This is a genomic window from bacterium (genome assembly GCA_040757115.1).
In the GTDB taxonomy this organism is placed as follows: Bacteria; UBA9089; CG2-30-40-21; order CG2-30-40-21; family SBAY01; genus JBFLXS01.
The window spans coordinates 18,538-40,846 of record JBFLYA010000006.1 but is presented as its reverse complement, the minus strand read 5'-3'; the positions used below and the strand labels follow the sequence as shown (position 1 = coordinate 40,846).

The window sequence follows — 22,309 nt, the reverse complement described above, 5'->3', positions numbered from 1 at the left end:
ATTTTAACCCAAAGGTATGGGTTTATGGGAATTAGTGAATTAGAGAATATATAATCTGTGTTATCTGTTCATCTGTGTTCCAAAAATTAATAGGACGCAGATTTTCGCAGATTATCAGGATTAAAATAAATATAATTTTTTCTATCTGTAGTGAGCATCTTTAGATGCGTTCCCCTTTTAAATGCAAGCTTTCCATGAAACGGGTCTAAAGACCCTCACTACATTTCCTTACCTACATTTCCTTACCTGATAATCGCAATCTTCCCTGTCTTCTTCTTCCCATCGCCAGTGGTCAACACATAGATGTATACCCCACTATCTATCTTCTTCCCATAATTATTCCGAACATCCCAAATCCAGGTGGCGCGTTTGCCTTCTTCATCTTTGACTAAACTACCTGAGATGTCGTAGATGCGAATTTGGGTATCCTCTGGTAACCCTTCAAAAACGATATTTTCATCCCCGCGGCTTGGCTTGAACGGATTCGGATAGACCACAACCCCATCAAAACCCGCCGGTATCCCTTCCCCAATCAAAATAAATGTCCCAAAATGCGGTATATTGCCATAGACAAAATTACCTCCGATTAAGACCTGTGCATTGGCTATCTCCACCCACCTCGATTCAATTGATTCCTCATCCAGAATGTATAATTTCAATGTCTCCTCGGCTACATTCTTGGGTGGCTGATGGTAATAAATCATCATTCTGGTCGTTCGTGTCCCAAAATCACCTTCTATCGGTTTCTTATCCCCATCTTTAGCTACTATACGGATAATGGTGTCAGTTAGCAGACAAAATCCGGGGTTATAATGATTCATCTGCAAATTCGCTATCTTAATCTCATCCTCATCCAGACCTGGTTTATCTATCTTTAGGTAATAATCTTTACTTACACTATGAGACTTAATGTCTATCTTCAAGCCTCCCTCTTCAACCTTTACATTACTTGCGTCATCGTATAACACCGCAAAATCATTACTCTGAGACTCTATTGCCTCGGCTCTAAGACTGATACGGACATCAGGTCCTGCCTTGTTAGTCTCAATCATTACTGTGCCGGTAGATATACCGTTTTTGAAGGTGATAGCGGTAGGTTTTATCTGACCAAAGTTAGTTGTAAGATAACCCGTTTGGTTGTAATCATTTGCCAGATTGCCGTATCTATCCAGGGCAGTTACTTTAATGCCAAACTTCGTATTGATAATCTGATGGTTAATCGGGTCAAAGTCAAATCGACTGACTCTACCAGACCTGACAGTTATGCTGGCTGTTCCAATTATCTCCTCTGAAAATCGGGACTCGGGACTCGGGGCTCGGGACTCGGGACTCGGAGCTCGGGGCTCGGGATTCGGGGCTCGGGGCTCGGGGAGATTATTTCTTTCCTCCCCCTTAATCCACATCCCGAGGGGGACAGATTCATTTGTGAGATGAAGGTTCATAACCGCTTCTCTTACTGTGTAGGTAAGTGTGCCTTTGCCTGGTTTTGTCCCGGCGACAAAAGTCGTGTTTGTGCCAATAACATTGGTCAACTTTCCCAGTTCACTTCCTACTTCCCATTTCCCATTTCCTACCTCTTTCTCATTCCCATATTTGTCATATCCATAAGCGGTAAATGTGGAAGTCCCGGCTACCTCTACCACCACCTCTTTGGGCAGAATGGTTATCTTTGCCAGTTTTCCTGGCACAATTCGGATATTAGCCGTGCCAATAACTTCTTCTGCACTTACCTTGATGATGCCTGATGTTGCCTTTGTGCCAGCAGTAAATCTGGTCATTGTGCCGAAAATATTACTCAAACTCCCTATCTCTTTTCCTACTTCCCATTTCCCATTTCCCACTTCTTTCTCATTCCCATTGCCATCATAGCCTCTGCTGGTGAATAATTGTGATTCATCAGGCAGCAAGGTTACACTTCCTGGCATAACCTTAATCAAGGAAAGACTGCCAGCCTGGACTAAAAATGGATTGCTTGTGCCTGTTTTTCCCTGGTAACCTGCCATAATCGAGGTTGTGCCTGTTCTGGTAATAGAACCAATGCCATCCCAGATACCTGCCATAAAGTTGGTGGTTAGCTTCGGATTTAAGGTCAGTGAGGTATCCTCTAACTGGACTTTATCACTAAAGTTAAGCATCGTGTTACCGTAAGAATCTTGTGCCATAATGGTGATGGGAAAAGGAATGCCCGCAAGACAATTGCTAATAGTCCCAATCAGAAAATGGTCAAGGCGGTTATGGCTAACTAAGAAGGGATTGCTTGTGCCTGTTTTCCCCTGGTAACCTGCCATAATCGAGGTTGTGCCTGTTCTGGTAATAGAGCCAATGCCATCCCAGATACCTGCCACAAAGTTGGTGGTTAACTTCGGATTCAAGCTCAGCGAGCTATCCTCTAACTGGACTTTATCACTAAAGTTAAGCATCGTGTTACCGTAAGAATCTTGTGCCATAATGGTTATGGGAAAAGGAACGCCTGCTACACAATTGCTAATAGTCCCCATCAGAAAATGGGCAAGAATGTTATGGCTAACTAAGAAGGGATTGCTTGTGCCTGTTTTTCCCTGGTAACTTGCTGTAATCGAGGTAGTGCCTGTTCTGGTAATAGAGCCAATACTATCCCAGATACCTGCCACAAAATTATCAGTTATCTTTGGATTCAATGTTAGGCTGGTATCTTCCAATTGCACCTTATCGGTAAAGGTGCTTACTGTATTGTTGTAGGCATCTTTTGCAGTGAGGACGACAGGAAAATCTATCCCAGCAATTTGATTGGTGATAGTGCCGATTAAGAAATGGTCGAGGCTACTGGGGGTAATAAAGAAGGGATTGCTTGTGCCTGTTTTACCTTGATAACCTGCCATAATCGTGGTTGTGCCTGCTTTGGTGATGCTAGCTGTGCCATCCCAGATGCCCAGGCTAAAGTTTGTGGTTTTAGTCGGGCTAATGCTGTGGCTGGTATCAGTTAGTATGGCGGATGAGTTAAACATATCAGCAATATTTCTCCAGCGGTCATAGGCATTGATGCTGACTGGGAAACTAATACCTGCGGTTTGAGTAGTTATGCTGCTAATGACAAAATACTCTACCTCGCCGCCACAGACCCAGAAGGTGTTACTTGTGCCTCGAATATCCCCATAAATCACAGTAATACTGGTAGTGCCTCTTACGGTGATAGAGCCAAATCCAGCCCACAGACCATCTATAAATGAAGTAGTCTGTGTAGGTTTAAGGCTGTTACTGAAGTCAATTAGAGTTACTGTCCTGGTAAAAGGGATAGGATTTTCGTAGGCATCTCTGGCGGTGATTTTAATGGGGAAATTCATCCCCGCAGTCTGGGTAGCAATAGTATCGAAGGTGAACATTGCTAATTCGCCAGAAGTGGTAGTAATAGTGCCGGAGGTAGCAGGTGGTAGAGTAGATAGGAGTTTTATCCTGACTTTATCGTTGGCATGAGGGGAAACCCAGTAGGTAATAGTGTTTATCTGACCGGTATTGGTGGTAGTAGAAGTGGTGGCAGATAGTGTTCCTGCTTTACCAGAAAGCACCACTACCTCTAAATTACAACTAATCCCTGCAGACCCAACCGCATTACCATAAACATCGCTTAATTGGGCAGTGATGCTTACTGAACCCCCTGCCAGGATGTAGATAGGATTTTCAGGATAGACGATGAATTTAACTGGCTCGCCTGGCCAGACATAAAATGGATTGCTTGTGCCTGTCTTACTCTGGTAACCTGCAGTAATCGCGCTCGTGCCTGCTCTGGTGATGCTAACTGTGCCATCCCAGATGCCATCAGTGAAGTTAGAGGTGATAGTAGGTTGAATGGTTTGAGAAAGGTCAGAGAGTCCAACTTTATCTTTGAAATTTAGCACTACATCACCAAATTCATCATAAGCAGTCATCTTTATTCGAAATCCTGTCCCGGCTATTTGGGGAGAGGAAATTGTGGCAAACAGAAAATATTCTACGGCAGTGATATAAAAGGACGCCCTTGCCTCATATCCTGAAATAAGTCCATAGGCAGTAATGGTTATCGTGCCAAATCCCTGGTCATTAACGGTAAAGGTAGTAGTAAAAGAACCACCAACACAGGTAGATAGAGCAATAGTGGTAGTATTGCCAAATTCTATGCGAATGGTCTCTGTCGGGTAGAAATTGCACCCGCTAATAGTAACCCGCTTACCTACTACACCTCTTGTAGGTGAAATCAGGGTAATCATTGCTGGTGACAGTGTTTTCTCAAAGGTGATATTAGAAAGTGGGGAGAGATTGAAGTCATCATCCCTGGCGCGAATACAGAAGTAGTAGGTGGTAGTTGGGCAGAGGTTAGGGACGGTAAAAGATTCAGGAGAGCCAGCATCTTTGGGAACAATAGTGGATGTAGCTTTATTAGTCAGGTGCCAGTTTTGTGGGGTAATGGTCCAGGTAGCGTAGCGGATGTAGTAGCAGGTAGAAGAGCCTTTATCTTTGTCATCACCAGGTGCAGTCCAGGTTAAGTCAATAGAGGTAGGTTTGGGATTAAGCGCCTTAAGGTCAGTTATGCGAGAAGGGGGGACAATATCTGTATTATAGCAATTAGTCCGGCGCATATCGTGATTTGCCATCGGCCATTCCAGTGCCCCAGCGGTACAACTGCCCCAGTAGTCCCAGATGTAAATCTTTGGTAATGCCCGACCTAAGTCTTTATAATCCTCCCCACCACAGATTACTTCTATATCTCCATCTAAATCCATATCTCCCACAACAAAGGGTGATGTCCTTTTATCCCCTGGTTTCAAAAACAAATCTGTTTGATTAGTCCCATCATTATTCCAAATAGTGACCGTTCCCTTCATATCATCTCTACTTTCTATAATCTCTAAGACTTTATCTCCATCTACATTTGCAATTACTGGATAAGATGGTCCCCTTTCCCTTCCTCCTTTGGGCCAACCTGGAAAATCACTACCATCAGAATTTAATACATATATAGATTTTCTACAATCAATAATTATTTCCATTTCTTTATCATTGTCAATATCTCCAGGGGTAACTGAATATGGATAGTCATAATCCATTCCTCCTACCTGTTTCGGATAACCTGTCACATTAGTTCCATCATAATTCAAGGCGTGCAAAAATATCTTTGGTTCCTCTTGTGTCACAATGAGAATCTCTAATTCATCATCATTATCAATATTACCTATAGCCAATCCATTAGTAAATATATACCCTGAGATACTCTTAGGCCATTGCCCAGGAATTAACTTACCTTCGCTATTAAAGACATATATCTTATCAGCAAGGACAATAATTTCAAGATGACCATCTCTATCTATATCTGCTATCATTGGGTGATAGTTCTGGTTTACGGCTATATCTATAGGCCAATCTCCTTTTACTAATTCTCCGGTATGATGGAAGAGATAGAATTTATTGTTCATCCCTATAGCAATCTCTAAATCCCCATCTCCATCTATATCTCCAAGGGCAGGACTGCTTGTATTTGACCCTGAGATTGGGAAACCAGCGAGATTACTACCATCAGACCTTAAGATGTAGAATCCTCCACCACCATTCTTTATCACCTCTAATCCATCATCATTATCCACCTCGGCTAAAAGAGGAGGAGAAGGTGTTGCAAGGTCAGGGATTATCTTATACCAATTATTTAGTGGCGAACCATTATGATGCCAGATATACACATATCCTCCTGCACAAGCCATCACTTCTAAATCCTCATCCCCATCTACATCTCCTATGACAGGAGAGTTTTCTATGGTAAATCCTCCCTCAGGGATTTTAGGATAGCCTTCTTGATAGAAATTTATCTCTATAGATTTACAGGTGGTATTATTGATTGTCCCTGCTTCTAAAATGGTATTATAAGGATTGATTATTACATAGATTGGATATTCTCCGATAGGTAGATTTTGTTTCCAATCTATGACTGCTGTTTCCTGGTCATTACTCTTGATGGCAGGGATTGTTTTAGAGCCTATTTCCATCCCACCCTCACCAGGTTTGCCAAGGAAGAATTGGACTAATACATCTTTTGCATCTATATCCCCGAGATTATGGATAATTGCAGAGATATTTGTCTGCTGGCCAGGTTTAGGGGATTGGGGATTAAACCTGATATCAACTGGTTCAACCTCTAACTCTGCCTTACCTGGTTCAAGACCTACCCGTGAGATAGTTAGTGCAGGGTCTCCTAATAGGTTCCATTCTTGTGGTAATGACTGAAAATAGGTATTAAGGGTTATTTGTCCAAGATAGAAGGTATTTGGGGTGTAGTCGGCTATGAACTGGTATGCCTTTATAATGAATATATCAGTATTTGCCCCAGTAGGATCAGATGCCCCCCAATAGGCAATAGCCCCTCCATTTTCTTTTGTGAGGAATGTTTCTCCTATAACATAATCATAATCATATTGAAAACAAGCGGTATCACAAGCAGCGGCTAAAACTACAGGTAGTTTGCCTCTATTAGAGAGTTTTGAGACATCGTGCTCAGCAGAAAAAGCAGGATTCGTTGCCCATCCGAATGGGACACCATGTCCAGAATAGGAGACCAATAATTGACCACTATCTATGGCATTAAACACCTCATCACCGCGGGTAGTTTCAGCGACTTCAAACCCGGCAGGTAAAAGGTAATTATCCTTTATTACTGTGAGTTCAAGACCATCTTCGCCTGTAACTAATAAAATCTTGTTACGCCATTGACCTAACTCAGGGGTCTTTTCATAGCCGATTGTTTTATCTACCATTGTCTTTGCATCTGTCCCAGTCTCTACAGGCAATCGTCCAATCATTATATCCACTGTCCAGTAGCTCCAATCCAAATCTTCATCATTAATACAAGCATACCACGGGTCAGATACCGGATTTCTTATAGTTGGATATATCTCTCGAATCTCTTTAGATGGAACATAAGAATCCCGGGTCTCCTCCCCATCCCCAAATATAAGGATATATCCCAGATGATTATCCTCCATAGATGGGGCAGACCAATTATAATAGACATATCTGATGAAGTCCTTAATAGATGTAGTTGTGCCTTTATCGGTAATAGGGAATTCATTGTAGATAGAGGTAGTATTAACCACAGCCACATCAAAGCCGTTGAACTCAGCACGATGTTCAGCCAGTCTGGCTACATCAGAATTATGGTAATAAGATGAAGAAGTGATAATCAAATAATCTGCTGAGTTATTGGGGCTTTTAAGGATACTGGGGTAAGTAACCGTGCCTATTCTTTTAGGTGCACGAAAGTAGTGAGGGTCTTTAGACCCGTAGCCTAGGTAATTCAATACAGATTTCTGCAAGACATTAGCAAAAGGCTCTGCCATCTTTGACTGCTTTAACGAAATACTTCTGCCCTTTTTAGCCATGTATTTTATCTCTATCTTCAGATTAGAATAAGCCTGAAGCTGATTTTTTGCCGGGTTAAACTGAATAGGATGGATTTGTAGATAAAGTATCCGCTGGTCACGAAGATAACTGGTATGATAAGTGATAACTTTATCCTCTTGCGGATACCAGATGTCTTGCTTGTAGAAATCTTCATCTATGTAGAACTCCTCAGCGATGTATTTGTAGCCTTCAGGGGTGGTCTTGATTACTTGCTTTGGCACGGGATAGATTAAGTAGGAAGTAGGAAGTGGGAAGTGGGAAGTAGAAATAGAGGAAAGATTAATTTCTACATCATCCGGGATGGCAAGGAGAATTTGAAGGAATGGCAGTTTGGGTTTGCCTACTTCCTGGGTATAGCTATATTCATGCCCTGGAATACTAAGCAACTGAAATATCTCTGTCCCTACACTTCGTGCTCCGTGCTCCGTGCTCCGTGCTTCTACCTTCATCCCCAAGATACTTGCATCTAAGGTAATACCTGAAGCATCCTCTTTTACAACTATAATCTCAGGCTTTGTAGGCGAAGTAATACCTTCTTTAAACGCTACCCAATTACCTGCATTACTAATAGTTGGAAATAATATAAATAACATTAAGATAAATTTCTTTAGCATATTAGTATTTTACCATAAAAATGTATAAAAGGGAAGAGAAAAAATTAAAATAGTTTTTCACCGCAGAGACGCAGAGGACACAAAGAATATAGCAGTTATTATTCAAAACTTTACTTAGAATTAAATTTTCTACCAATATATCGTTCCTACGGAACTGTATTGATTTGTCTATCTATTCCTACCAATATATCGTTCCTACGGAACTGATTGATTTGTCTATCTATTCCTACCAATATTATGTTCCTAACGGAACGATTATTCTCATGCCTTATTTATGGGTATTATCCTATGTAAACTTCCAGTTAATAACCGCTATAAAAAAGAGAGACCCGCCCCTCTCCGACAAAAAGGAAACAGGTCTCTCTTACTTCTCGTTCTACACTGCTACTCTTATAGTGTGTTCCTCCTACGGTGTCAGTGTAATTGCAAAGGTGAGGTAGAATACATCCTCGTATTTTCCTAATGGATTATTGTTGGTTGGTTGGACCCTTGCCCACAGGTCTCTATCATATCTTACTGGGGAACCATTGACACCCTCAATTGGAGTATTTGGTAGATTACCATTGAAGGCTGGTGCCAGGATAAAATCACCTGGAGTAGGATGTGGACCACTTGGTGGTACTAACGCATAGGATGTGGTGATAGTCGCTCCATCACTTCTCTTTATATGGTCAGTTCCTGTAGCAGTTATCTGCAAATAATATGTTCCAGTAGCCGCTGCCCAGGCATAGATATTTGTCCACATAATCATATAATCAGCCTCACCCGCTCTGGATGTCCATTCAAGGTGGTCATCATCAATATCCACTACTATACATTCTCTGTCATAGTAAAAAGTATGGGTCATTGTTGCTACGCAGGGACCTCCACCGAAGCTCTGGTAGGGTGTATTCACTCCAGTTCCCCATGCAATAGATGAAGGAACAGGTGTGTTGTTCTGCGTATAATAAGCTTGTGTATCTTCTGCGTATACTGTAGTTGTATAGGTAGCGGTAGCAAGTAGCCCAAGGACAAGCATAGTAAGTAATGTTAGTTTTTTCATTTTTTTTCACCTCCTTTTGTTTTAGATTTTTATGTTAACTCTTCGCCAGCGTTGAAATATCTTACCACCTCCTTTTTGCTTTTGTTTGAAGAGAGAAATTTTTCGTAATTGTTCACCGCAGAGGCACAGAGACGCAGAGAATTTTCCACCTGTGCGGTTAAATGTAAAATGGATAATGTAAAATGAGAAATGTAAAATGAAAATGTATAACTGAAAGGTAATGAGTCTTGCGAAGTACTAAAATTTCCCATTTTTCATTTCCTATTTTACATTTTACATTTATTTTTCCTTTGCGTCTCTGCGATGAATTAGTCTAATCGCACAGGTGGAAATTTACTCTTCAGAACTGACCCGAGCTACGCAGGATACAAGCCTGCGGCTACCAACTCACTGAGAGGGATATGCGGTTCATATCTTCTGCATTTTCCATCTCACCACTGGCAAGATTAGCAAAGTCAAGCTGATAACCCAGATACTTTATTCCAAACCCATAACTCAATCCCTTTATCTGTCTTCCTTTGTCAAAATAGCCCAGTCGGACAGCCAACAAACTATATCTATATTCAAGCCCAAGATTCCAACATAAGTCGGAATTATAAAGGTGTTGGTTCACATCTAAACTACAGCAGAGATTATTTAAAGGCGAATACGCTACACCAAGCCGTAAGTTTAACGGCAACTCATCACCCTTTATCTTACTACCTATATTCTCCAGACACAGACCTGTAGTTAAACCTGTTCCTGAGAGGTTTAGGAATTTTGGGATTTGCGGGAAATATAGGAGACCAAGGTCAAAGGCAACGGCTTTAGCCTTTATTTTCTTAAGCTCGCGTTGGATGTATTTTACATTCCCACCTAATAATAGATTTTCATAAGACTTTTTCGCATAGGAGAAAATCACGGCAAACTCAGCGGGATTGATAGAACCTTGTGGTTGATTAGATTTATCACGCAGTTCTATCTCACCTAAGTCTTGATAGATGATACCTATTCCTAATACGCCACCAGCTTCCCATTCTTGTAGTGGCTGGGCATAAACTAATGATGTGCGGGCAGTATCCTCTCGTTTATCGCCATACATTGCAGAGACCTCTTTTTGTTTCAGCCGGGCTAATCCTGCCGGATTGTAATAAATAGAGTCAACACTATCTGCTACGGCACAAAATGCCTCACCCATTGCAGATGCCCTTGCTCCTACGCCCAGCTTTAAGAAATCAGCGCCGGTATCCGCCCCTGCCTCGGCATTAGGAAGTAGAAAGTAGAGAGTAGAGAGTAAAGAAAGAAATAGAGTTATACTTACCTGTTGTACCTTTTTGTTTAACATTTTATTTTACCTCCTTTTTTGGGACGCAAGATTTTTCTCCGTAGATTATTAGGATAATATTTTTTAAAAATCCTGTAAATCCTGTACATCTGCGTCCTATTTTATTACTAATATCTTCTTAGTCCCAACTACACTTCCACCAATATGTAATTGATAGAAATAGACGCCGTTGGAGACAATATCACCATCATCATTTCTACCATTCCATGGGGTAGTAATATTTGACCCGGCAAGTTTATCTTCCTCTAATGTCCTGACTAATTCTCCAGCAATGTTGTAAATCTTAATGACTATATGAGCATTCACGGCTAAATCATACGGAATCTGTGTTTCTTCCTGATTGGGATTGAATGGATTTGGGTAATTCTGGTAAAGTTTATTCTGGGGTGGTAACGGCTGTGATGCTTCTAAGACAAAGTCAAGGTCAAAAACCGATTCCTCATCCGTAATAGTAATCTCCTCACTTTCACAGTTATACCCTAACTTTACCACCTTTATGGTGTAGTTACCAGACAATTCCCAGATAGGCTTGACCATATCTGCCATACCATTTTCATCAGTGATAATCTCAGCCGAGACGGGTCTGTAGTGAGCATCTTTAGATGCGTTTTCCCCAACGGGTCTGAAGACCCTCACTACATTTTCTGCGTTTTCCCCAACGGGTCTGAAGACCCTCACTACATTTTCTACATTTAATGGCATCAGTGTAATCTTTGCCCCTGGTATTCCTTTTCCTGCATTATCCTTTACTACAAAGAATAGCGATGTGAGTGTACTGGTAGGTGGTGGTGGTTGAATTCCTTGTGGTGGACCATCATCGTCAAAGTCTTGATGCTCATAATGGCTACACAGGTATTCATATCTTCTGCCAGATGGTTCGAAGGTATATCCTTGTTTCCACAGGCTGGTTCGATAATAACCTGACTCAAGATTGGTAAATTCATAATAACCATCTGCTCTGGTGATAAAAACATTATCCATCGTGCCAAACAGATATACCCTTACCCCGGCTAACGGATTATGACTCATATCCGTGATAGTTCCTTTGATATAATATCTTTCTACAGTAGTAGATGTGCCAACAAAATCCTGTCCTGCTTGATGGAAATCTATGTTAGGAAGGATTCTATTTGCCGGAACAAAGGTATAGAATTGCCTATAAGGGGTGATGGTATATGTGCCCGCCGGAACATCCCAGAAGGCATAATATCCACTGGCATTAGTAGTATAGGTTGCCTGCACAGAACCTGATAAAACTACCTGCACTCCACCTATCCCTTCATCTGCCTCTGTGTTACATCTACCTTTAATATAATACCTCTGTGGTGTCCCGATGTAGTTCTGATTATCGCAACTGGCAGTAAGTATGCGGTATTCCCTTCCTGCTGGCTCAAATGTATACCATTCTTTATATGGTCTTACACGATAATATCCGGTGGGCAAACCGGTAAATTCATAATAACCATCAGATGAAGTGATAAAACAGTCATCTACTATTGGGCTCATTAAATAGACTTTGATGCCTGGAATTCCTTCACCATTCGCATAGCGAATATATCCTTTGATATAGTGTAGTGCAGTAATAGTGAAATCTGCAGAGGCCCTCAGGTGTGAATCAATACCGGTAGCGACTACTGAGACTGTGCCAACCGGTTGCGTATCGACAGTAAAAAAGGTAGTAAATGAGCCTTCGGCATTAGTCATGCCAGTAGTAATATTAAGATGTAACCCAAAGTCAATCTGAACCGTCTCTGTCGCACCAAAGTCTTCACCATAAACCGTAACTAAGGCACATTGAGAGCCAGCAGTAGGATTAACTCTAATCTTTGGTTTTTTATTCTTTACAGTTACCTTGACGGTATCTGAGCCTGTCAATCCGTTAGGGTCACTGGCTACTACCCGAATATAGTAAATACCATTTTCCAGGATATTAGTATTCCAGAGATAGACAGTATTTACGCCACTGTAGAACAGATTCCAGGGACCAATCGAGGAGGCACTATAATAGATATAGAAATATAAACTATCGCCATCTGGGTCTGTGGCTTGATACGAGATAGTGGTAGTTCCTTGTAATGTTTGTAATTCAGTAGGGGTAAGAATGTCTATGCTCGGCGGTCGATTGCCAATAATATTGCCACTAACTGTCGCAGTCGCCTGTGTCTTACAGTTATTCGCCACCACGGTGATAGTAACACTACCTTCATTGGCAGGATACCAGTAGTTGGCATAAATACCGTCATTTACACCGGCATCATTATGCATGCCATCATCGTATAAATTCAGTGTTTGGGTGCTATTGGTAAAACTTACACAGACATTGCAGAGCCACTGGAAGATGTCATGCTCATCCTTTACCTCAGCCTTAATCTGCACCTTCGCACCTATCTTATACTCAAATCCCTCTGGTGGTTGAGTAATATTGACAAATAGTTGGTCTGAATTATGATGCACATAGGGTAATGCCCAGGCAGTAGCGGTAGCCGCCGCTGAACTTGTAGCAATAACATACACCTCAAACTTATCTAAGAGTATGGTAACCCTGAAATTACCTACCCAGGCTAAATGAGCAGGATTTATATCTGTCTCCATACTAATCTCATTGCGGCGATTACCAACATACGGGTCGGGATACATAAAATAGTCTGGCGCAACTGGAAATGTATAATACCCTTCCGGATTAACATTTATTAATCTACCCACTTCATTATTATTCATATAGATATAGGTATTGCGATTTTGCTCAATATTTCCTTCTGTAAAATGCATACTCAAGTTTGCACTTTTGACATTTGAAGTTCCAAATCCTGTTGGTATATAGAATGGGTCAATGCTCTTAATTAACCTCGGGTCTGCTACCCATCCCCAGATTGGTGCTCCATTAGGACAATATCCCACTATTACTTTATGTTGTTCTAATTCATATTGATATAGATAATTAATATCAAAGACGAGTTTGGGCTGATTTAATGTTACCTTATAGATGGTTCCTGTAACCTGCCAGGTAGTAAGAACCTCCACCACCTTATCTCCACTACTCACACTCCAGGTGCCAGATAGCCCACTAAAAGTCTCAGTGATAATGGGGATGAGCTTAAATTCAACTGAACTCGATGTGCCTAAGTATAGCGAATAGAGTAACGGATGCATAATCACCTTATCTTTAAGTGCACCGAGGTCAATGGTTAAATCCGGAATTGGGTCAGCACCCGTATTGGTAATTCTATAGGTTTTGGCTAATGTCATTGGGTCTTCACTGATAAGACTAACCGTAAATCTAACCTCGGGCAGGCGAACATTAATATTTATTGTCGTATGCGAGATTAACCCTTTATCATTGGTCAAGTTACCGCCGAGGGAGTAATTTGTTTTCGTGGCATATTGGGTATGCATTGATAGAATAAGATTTGTCTCTTCCCCGGGCTGTAAGGTAATCGGATTATCCACAGAACCATCACCCATAAAATTTACCGCTATTGGTTTAGGGACATTAATAGATTCTGCGAAGAATTGGTGTGGCTCATTATCGATATTCTTAACCCTAACCAATCCCTGCTGATTATAGTCCTTCTCAACATTGAAGGTATAATTTGACTGCGTAAATATTACCCCTGAAACATCTATCTCAAAAGTTTGGCTTCCGGTAACAATATTATTGAATAAATCTTTCAAGGAATAGTTAAATGTGCCTATTCCATCGCCAGTATAAAGAGTAACCTGGAAATTACCTTGCCAGGTGATATAATCCGTGGTAGTCAACGGTATAGAGAGAGGTGATTTACCATAGGGAGTAAATGTCAGTGAGACGGCAGATAATTTTTCTGAGGCAGTTAAGATAACATAGACTGTCCCAGCAGCAGTAATTGGTGAGGCAGGGGTGGTAGTAATGGTTGCTCGTGGTAGTGAATGATCAATATTTAATGGTCCATTGCTGTAGTCATAGACGGGTGTATTAGTGCCATCATCTATCAAGGCATAGATATAGTAACTACCTTCGGGGATAGTTGAGAGATTCCAGATATAGCTATTGATACTGCTATCCTCAGAAAGTCCAGTAGTGATAGTTGAGCCGTCATAGTTAGTGTTATTGGTATCATAGTAGAGTGATATTTGGGCATCATTATCCGGGTCAGCATCTACCCAGGCGATGGTATAAGAACTGGTAGCATAAGCCCCTTGTGCTGGTGGTGCGGTAATGGTTATACTCGGTGGAACATTGGGACGAATGTAGTGTGGATTAACATCTGTGCCGTGATATGCCCGCAAACCATAATTGTCCATCGCGACAATATAGTATTCGACCCCGACAAAGGTCATCTTATTCGCCGGTATGGTAGCGGTATAAGTATTACCTGCCTTAGTCATAACTACATTCTCATAAAGCACATAACCCTTGATACGATAGGATAAGGTTACCGAAGTAACATAATCTGTGGTATCCGTAGCATAGGCAGTAATAGTTACTGATGAGTTAATTAACGCTCCAGAAACAGGGGTATGTATAATCACTGGTTTTTCATTAGGATATACCGCAATCTGATATGGGTAGATTTCAGGATTGTTTTTTGGGTCTGAAGCGACTAATCTACCATCTGAGGCAGTGATATAGTAATCCACGCCCGGGTAATTAACACTTGCGGCTGGGATAGTTGTTTTATACAGGTTATTACCCATATGAGTCATAGTCAGCTGAGAATAGCTGGTTAGTGTTCCCGAATGTCGATAGAATAAGGTGGCATTAGTAACTGCGGTATTATCAGTAATGGTTGCGGCGATAGTCAATGGTTGGTTGGCAGGTTGACTTTGTGAACCTAAGGCAATAGTTTCTGGGGTGCGGATAATTTTCGGTGGTTCATCTACACGATATGTCCCAGAATCTGAGCCAATGGCAGAGTTATAACTCGCAGTAATGACTACATTCCGCAGTGTGCCATCATAATTCGGGTTATGAGTATTATAAGTAACTAAATACTGCTGTTCTATCTCTTCTCTAATATCTGCAAATATCTCTTGTAGCTGAGTAGAGTTTGGTGCAAAATGATATGTTCCACCAGTAGTTGTGGCAATTTGCGTAAGTATGTCAGTATTCACATCACTGCCTAAACCAATGGTATAAACAGGCACAGCACTGGCAATAGCATAATCAATTACCTGTTGCTGAGTATGTGAACTACTATTTTCTTGACCATCGGTTAAAGCAATAACTGCTTTAACACCAATTTCTTGTGTGCATTGACCTATTCCCGTATATATGCCATCATACAAAGCCGTGGCTCCATCGGCAACTAAGTTGTTAATAGCGGTATGTAAGGCAGATTGATTACTGGTAAAGGATTGGTCAACAGTAACATTTGAAGCAAAGGAGACTATCGCCATCCTATCCAGAGGTTGCATCATATCAACAAGGGAATTAGCGGCAGTTTTAGCATCTGTTATCTTCTGACCTTGCATACTACCACTTCTATCTAATACATGGGCGATGGCTACTCCGGCGGAATTAGTTGCACTGACACTGATTATCTCTACGGTCGCTATAGATTCTAATTCAGACTGCTCGGTTAATTGGAAATTATCCGCAGTCAGTCCTGCAATAGATGTAGTTCCTTGAGTTACACGGACATGGCATTCGATAGTTGGGAATTTAGCGGCATCAATCTGGTCTAATCGGACAGTCAGTGTTGCTTGCGCCGGAATAGTAAGCGTGAAGGTAGCATAGGCTTTTGACCCGGAGGTAAGACCAGTAGCCACAATAGTAGTGGTTCCTGCTGGTTGAGAAGATACCGTAAAAGTAGTGGCAAAGGTGCCGTAGGCAGTAGTACTGGCGATGGTAATTGAAGAAATCAGACCAAAATCAATCCTAATTGCCTCATTTGGACTAAAGTTTTCACCTGTAACTGTGATTATAATTCCAACAGTACCAGAAATAGGGGTAAGGATAATTGTTGGAGAAAGTCTAAGAGGAACATCTATTTCTGTAGTCTGTCCTGAGGATACAGTAACAGTTTCAGCCCAATTGTTATACAAAGGCTTAGTTAAGACAATTTGATGACTACCTGTGGATAGATTGGTCAAGACAGCAGGAGTGAGTTTACCTGTATCCATTCCATCTGAGTAAATTTTTGCCTCCGAAGGCACAGAACTAATTGCCATAGAACCCATTGGAGGTATATTGACCTCAGCAATAGCCTTCAGATCAAATCCTGTCGCGCCACCCCAATCCACTGCTTGCACAGCAATTACATTTCTTCCTGGGTTTATATATCCTTTAGGAATGTCAAATGTATATTCCCAGCGATATGTAAATCCATGAGCAGAGGCATTAAAAATATTAACACCATTTATATAGATATGGATTTCGTTATCTACGCCAGTATAGATAGTCAATTTAGCAGATGCAGGTAAATCAATATACTTTCTAAGGTATAGTGTCGTCCCTGCAGGCCAATCTGTATGAGGAATCCAATCACCATCAGACTGATTTCCGAAAGGAGCTCTGCCTTTACTCCAACTACTGTCATCATATCCTAATGTTTCCCAGCCAGAGTTAGGTGAATATGTATATCTCCAGAAGTCTTCTTGCTCAATAACGGTAGTTGGCTGGGTGATGGTCACAAAGGTAGCCGTAGCGACTAAATTGGAAGTAAGCCCTGTTGCGGTTAGAGTAGTAGTTCCGCCTGGTTGGTAATCGACTGTAAAAGTAGTAGTAAATTGTCCACTTCCATTGGTAGTGCTTATTTTAATTGTTTTAGTTGTCCCAAAGTCTATCCGAATAGCCTCTGTTGAACCAAACCCGTTACCTTCTACAGTAACGATGGTACCCACGGTACCAGAGGTTGGTGATATTAAAGTAATCTCTGGTTGTGTAATGGAAATTATTGTAAATGTGGCAGTAGCAGAATAGGAAGATGTAAGACCAGTAGCTGTAACTGTAGTTGTACCTGCTGGCTGGTTATCAATAGTGAAAGTAACTGAGAAAGTTCCTAAGCCATTAGTTGCGGCAGTAGTAATCGTCTTAGTCGTTCCAAAATCTATCTGTACAGTTTCTGTACTTCCAAATCCTTCACCTTCTACAGTGACGATGGTACCCACAGTACCAGAAGTAGGTGAGATTGTAATCTGTGCTGATTCTGTCCATGTCCCCATCAACCAGGGAATATAATCAATCTTACCAGATAGTTTAGCTACAATTTCAGACTCAACTGAAGTTCCCCACCAGTTATATTCTGCTGTTTGTGTGCCCGGAGAGATGTCAGTTGAGAGGTTATAGGTTGTATTGTTGTAGATGTTATTGTAGATAAGATTGGCAACTTCTGAAGAGGCACCGTAGATACCAACTCCATTACCATTTGAACCAATGGGACAACCACTGCCACCTGTACCACCACTATTATCTGTAATGGCATTATTCTCCCTGATATTGTTATTATCTGATGAGTTTAAGTATATACCAGCACCAATACCACCAGCACCACCAGCTTTATTTCGGCTACAATTACCAGTGCCACCTGTACCACCATTATTGTCTGTGATACTATTTCTACTAATATTGTTATTATCTGATGAGTTTAAGTATATACCAGCACCGACACCACCAGTATTACCTTGTTGATAAACACCACCTCCTCTACCTCCACTATTCTCTAATATATTATTAGAGAGAATAGTATTATCAGTTGATGATAAAAGATAAATTCCAGCACCATCACCACCACAGCCACCTACCGAAGAATTATTGCCATAAGTAGCATGACCACCTTCTCCGCCACTGTTATTAGAAATTGTGTTGCCACTTATAGTATTATTTGTAGATGAACCAAGGTATATTCCCGTTCCTATACCACCAGGTCCACCTGAAGCATCACCACCACCTCCTCCACCTAATCCCCCCTGATTATCAGAGATAGTGTTATCAATTATAGTATTACCTGTTGATGATAAAATGTAAATTCCAGCACCAATTTCACCAGGATGACCTACTTGATTAGCCCAACCAGTTTTACCATTATCTCCTCTAGCTCCAGAGATGGTATTATTTCTGATAATAAAATTTGAACAGTTAATTAAAACAATCTTTCCTAAGTTTGTAGTAGGTGTTCCTGTTAATGTCTGATTTTCAATAATAATCCCTGTCCGGTTGTAATAATAATGGATTGGTTGACCATCAGAGGTATTAGTTGTATCTATAATATTATTATAACTGTTTGAGTCTATATAGATACCACAACCTAATCCATTTCTTCCACACGGCCATCCACCTCCATAAAGTCCACCTTGGCTATTAGAAATAGTGTTATTACTAATACTGTTTAAAGTAGATGATCCGAGAGATATTCCTACTCCAAGTCCACCTTTACCACCCGAACCCCAACCAGCAGAACCACCACCTCTTCCACCTTGATTGTTAGAAATGATATTATCACTAATCTCAACATCTGTAGAGGACAAAAGGTATATTCCACATCCCATGCCACCTGAACCTCCTGTACTCGCTGCATACCAACCTTTCCGACCGGTACCACCACGACCACCAATATTATCGGAAATACTATTGCTTGTAACAACACCACTTCCTGAGCGATATAGGTATATCCCTACTCCATTACCTCCTTGTTCACCTTCAGGATCTCCACTCTCACCACTATATCCTCTTGCTCCTGAAATAGTATTTCCTCTGATAGTAAAGTCTGAACAGTTAATCAAGTTAATCTTTCCTAAGTTTGTTGTAGGTGATCCAGTTAAAATCTGATCTTCAATAATAATTCCTGTTTGACTATAGTAGAAATGAATTGGCTCACCATTATAAGTATTGGTTGTAGCAATAGTATTGTTGTAACAGCTTGAATCATCAATATAGATGCCATATCCTACCCCTGGATCGCCTGCACCACCTGGAGCAGAATCACCACTCTGTCCTCCTTGCCCACCAGCATTGTTAAAAATGGTGTTTTGAGAGATGGTATTCTCTACTGATGCGGAAGAGAGGTAAATTCCAGCTCCAGAACCACCTGAACCTCCTCCTCCAAAAAGCGCTCCTCTTCCCCCTTGTCCACCAATGTTATCAAAGATGGTATTTTGAGAGATAGTATTCTTACTTGATGAAGAAAGATAGATTCCAACCCCTGGTCCTCCTGCAGCAGCACCACCAACTCCACCACCATATCCACCATCTCCTCCTTGTCCACCAATGTTATTAAAAATAGTATTATTCTCAATGTTATTATTAGTTGACGACACTAAATAGATACCAGCACCTATCTCCCCAGTAGTTGCTTGATTATCAATTCCATCATTACCTTTATTATCTCTAATTGTATTATATGTTATCGTTACATTATCCGTGTTCTCCAAATATACTGCCTGCTTGGCATACTGTGTCAGACAATAACTGATCTGGCTCCTACTACTTCCTGTACCACTGAGTTTAATACTCGTCCAATCTCCAGCAGCAGGTGTAGGTTTATTAGAAGTAAAGGTAATCGTCCCATTCGGTATTCCAACAGCGGTCAATGTCCCATAGCTGATTAATGATGTATCGGTCGCAAATTTAACTACTACATTCGGCTCAATCTCTAATGTTACTCCTTGATCGACAATGACATCAGCAGTGATGATGTAGGGACTGCCAGCAACATCCCAGGTAGTATTTGAAGTGATAGTACCACTGACATCTGTTGCTACAGCAACCTTTGCATTAATAATCATCACTATTCCCAACATTATTCCCCAAATAATTTTTTTACACATAATTTATTTACCTCCAATTTATTTAAAAAATTGTATAAAAAAGGGGAAATGGAGATATTGGAGATAGGAAGATGTAATTTTTATCTTATCCCCATCTCTCCATAATTCCCAAAAATCTCCTCTTCTTACACATTACACAAATTTTTCCACCTGTGCGATTAGACTAATTCATCGCAGAGACGCAAAGGAAAAATAAATGTAAAATAGGAAATGAAATTTGGGAAATTTTAGGACTTCGCAAGACTCATTACCTTTCAGTTATACATTTTCATTGGACATTTCTCATTTTACATTATCCATTTTACATTTAACCGCACAGGTGGAAATTTCTTCCCTTTAAATAAATAGATTACAAAATTGTCAAAAAGGTTGCAAAAATTTTTTAATTTTTTGTAATTATTCAGCTACAGATTAACACAGATAAATACAGAGGGCAGAAGACAGAAGGCAGAGGGCAGAAAGCAGAGGGCAGAGGGCAGAAGGCAGAGGACAGAAGCGGGTTGTCCCCCGATGGGGGGTTGGGAGTGGAAATTTCCTCCAGTGGCAGAGAATCAAGAAGGATAGAAAATAAAAGTTAGAAGGAGAGACACTCATGCCCACAGGGAGTGGGCACAAAGGATGATGAAAATTAAGGGACTCGGGACTCGGGATTCGGGAATAAAAGAATTCCCTAACCCCTTAATCCCCCGCCAGCGGGGAGATAAAAAAATAAAAATCTGTGTAATCTGCGAAATCTGCGGATTATTTTCAGGGGAAACCGACATGCCGAGCTTGTCGGCACATAGGAGGATGAAAATAGTGGTAGGAGATAGAAGGTAGGAAGTAAGGAGATAGGCGTGTGAAGTGATGTTTTCTTTACTCTCTATTCTCTACTTTTCTCTATTCTCTACTTTCTACTCTCTACTCTCTACTTCCTATTTTTCAGTGGAAAGACAGGGATCCCTCTCAAGCATAGAATAAGAGAAGAGGTTGGATAACTATGAGGATTTATGTTCTATCACTTCTCAATTTCTTCTTTAAGCCTTTTGTGCAATCGTTCAGAAACATCAGGTGGAATAGAGGGTTTAAGGACAGACTTATATATTTGGATGGTTCTCTGTAAGGTTATTAGATAAGACTTACATTTTGGACACTTAAAGATATGTTTTTCTACTTTACTCTGCAAACCAGGTTTTAGCTCTAAATCTATGTAATCTGATAATAGAGCTTTTATCTTATTACACTCCATTATTTTAATGTTCTCCCTTATAATTTGGTATTCCAGACTGATATTAAAAAACCCTTATGTTTGTCTTTACATCGCTATTTTCTGTTACAGAAAAACTTACATTGTCGTGCTTATAGTTATCTTTAACCTTTCCAACTAATGAATGCTTATTCAGGAAAGGAGAACATTCGTTAAAAAAATAAAGTAAGCGTTTAGGTATCTACCCCAACGGTTAAAATTAAATTGTGAGATAAGGAAGTATTTTCTTATGTAAGAATCGCCTTATCCTATGTATTTGTGATTTTATAGTTCCAATTGAATAACCTAATATTTCACTTACTTGTTTATTAGAAAAATTTTCTATTTCTCGGAGGAAAAAGACTACTCTGAATTTTTCAGGTAATTTTTGAATAGCTTCATTTATTATTAAGCCAAGTTCCTTTTTTAAAAGTATTTCTTCAGGATTACCCAACTTCATACTTACTAATTCAACCATCTCATCATTAAGATTAGCCTCTAAAAGGTTATCGAGAGAATAGGAAGTCTTTTTTTTCTTTAATTTTTGAAAGCAAAGATTTGTTGCTATCCGATATAGATAGGTAATAAATTTTGCTTCCCCTCTAAACTGATAAAGAAATCGATAAACCTTGAGGAAAGTTTCTTGTAATAAATCTTCTGCATCTTCTTTATTCTCTAAGATATTGTAAATCAGGTGATAAACCCTTGCTTCATATCGACCCACTAATTTCTCAAAAGCAGAATTATCACCTTCAATACTTTTTCTAATTAAAATTGTATCCTCATCTTCTGTAGGCTTTACCTTTTCCAATCTTTCAAAAGAAATATCCGCCTCTAATTCATAATCGTAAATTTCCTTCTCAAATGGAGTAGACATTTTTATCTTTCCCCTTCTATATATATCTTGTCCTTCTTAAAGAAGGTGAATTTCCTACTATGAGATTTTTATTAGAATAAGGATA

8 protein-coding genes are annotated in these 22,309 nt (G+C 40.4%); 1 reads left to right on the top strand and 7 read right to left on the bottom strand.

Annotated features, from left to right (window positions below; translation table 11 throughout):
• Positions 1–242 precede the first annotated feature (242 nt).
• The 5 genes from AB1422_01005 to AB1422_00985 form a co-directional block, all read right to left on the bottom strand.
• The gene (locus AB1422_01005; protein ID MEW6617924.1) at positions 243–7,991 is read right to left on the bottom strand and encodes a C25 family cysteine peptidase; all 7,749 of its coding nucleotides are present in this window, start codon (positions 7,989–7,991) and stop codon (positions 243–245) included.
• A 427-nt stretch (positions 7,992–8,418) separates the two neighbouring features.
• Positions 8,419–9,054: a hypothetical protein gene (locus AB1422_01000; protein MEW6617923.1), complete on the bottom strand. Its 636-nt coding sequence runs from the start codon at positions 9,052–9,054 to the stop codon at positions 8,419–8,421.
• A 29-nt stretch (positions 9,055–9,083) separates the two neighbouring features.
• Entirely contained in the window at positions 9,084–9,305 is a 222-nt protein-coding gene (locus AB1422_00995; GenBank protein ID MEW6617922.1) for a hypothetical protein, read from the bottom strand.
• Positions 9,306–9,433: 128 nt separating this feature from the next.
• Positions 9,434–10,378 (bottom strand): PorV/PorQ family protein, encoded by a 945-nt coding sequence (locus tag AB1422_00990; GenBank protein ID MEW6617921.1) that lies wholly within the window; start codon positions 10,376–10,378, stop codon positions 9,434–9,436.
• Positions 10,379–10,474: 96 nt separating this feature from the next.
• Positions 10,475–20,122 (bottom strand): VWA domain-containing protein, encoded by a 9,648-nt coding sequence (locus tag AB1422_00985; protein ID MEW6617920.1) that lies wholly within the window; start codon positions 20,120–20,122, stop codon positions 10,475–10,477.
• A 618-nt stretch (positions 20,123–20,740) separates the two neighbouring features.
• On the opposite strand from AB1422_00985, the gene AB1422_00980 reads away from it, so the two are divergent.
• A complete protein-coding gene (locus AB1422_00980; GenBank protein ID MEW6617919.1) occupies positions 20,741–20,941 on the top strand; it encodes a hypothetical protein in 201 nt (66 codons plus the stop codon).
• A 178-nt stretch (positions 20,942–21,119) separates the two neighbouring features.
• Here AB1422_00980 and AB1422_00975 read toward each other — a convergent pair whose 3' ends face one another.
• Entirely contained in the window at positions 21,120–21,350 is a 231-nt protein-coding gene (locus AB1422_00975) for a zf-HC2 domain-containing protein (protein MEW6617918.1), read from the bottom strand.
• Between the two features lie 217 nt (positions 21,351–21,567).
• A complete protein-coding gene (locus tag AB1422_00970) occupies positions 21,568–22,224 on the bottom strand; it encodes a sigma-70 family RNA polymerase sigma factor (GenBank protein ID MEW6617917.1) in 657 nt (218 codons plus the stop codon).
• Positions 22,225–22,309 lie beyond the last annotated feature (85 nt).

Coding starts and splice junctions, on each gene's coding strand:
- AB1422_01005 (MEW6617924.1), bottom strand. CDS start 7,991: ATGTTATTTATATTATTTCCAACTATTAGTAATGCAGGTAATTGGGTA.
- AB1422_01000 (MEW6617923.1), bottom strand. CDS start 9,054: ATGAAAAAACTAACATTACTTACTATGCTTGTCCTTGGGCTACTTGCT.
- AB1422_00995 (MEW6617922.1), bottom strand. CDS start 9,305: ATGGGAAATTTTAGTACTTCGCAAGACTCATTACCTTTCAGTTATACA.
- AB1422_00990 (MEW6617921.1), bottom strand. CDS start 10,378: ATGTTAAACAAAAAGGTACAACAGGTAAGTATAACTCTATTTCTTTCT.
- AB1422_00985 (MEW6617920.1), bottom strand. CDS start 20,122: ATGTGTAAAAAAATTATTTGGGGAATAATGTTGGGAATAGTGATGATT.
- AB1422_00980 (MEW6617919.1), top strand. CDS start 20,741: ATGATGAAAATTAAGGGACTCGGGACTCGGGATTCGGGAATAAAAGAA.
- AB1422_00975 (MEW6617918.1), bottom strand. CDS start 21,350: ATGGAGTGTAATAAGATAAAAGCTCTATTATCAGATTACATAGATTTA.
- AB1422_00970 (MEW6617917.1), bottom strand. CDS start 22,224: ATGTCTACTCCATTTGAGAAGGAAATTTACGATTATGAATTAGAGGCG.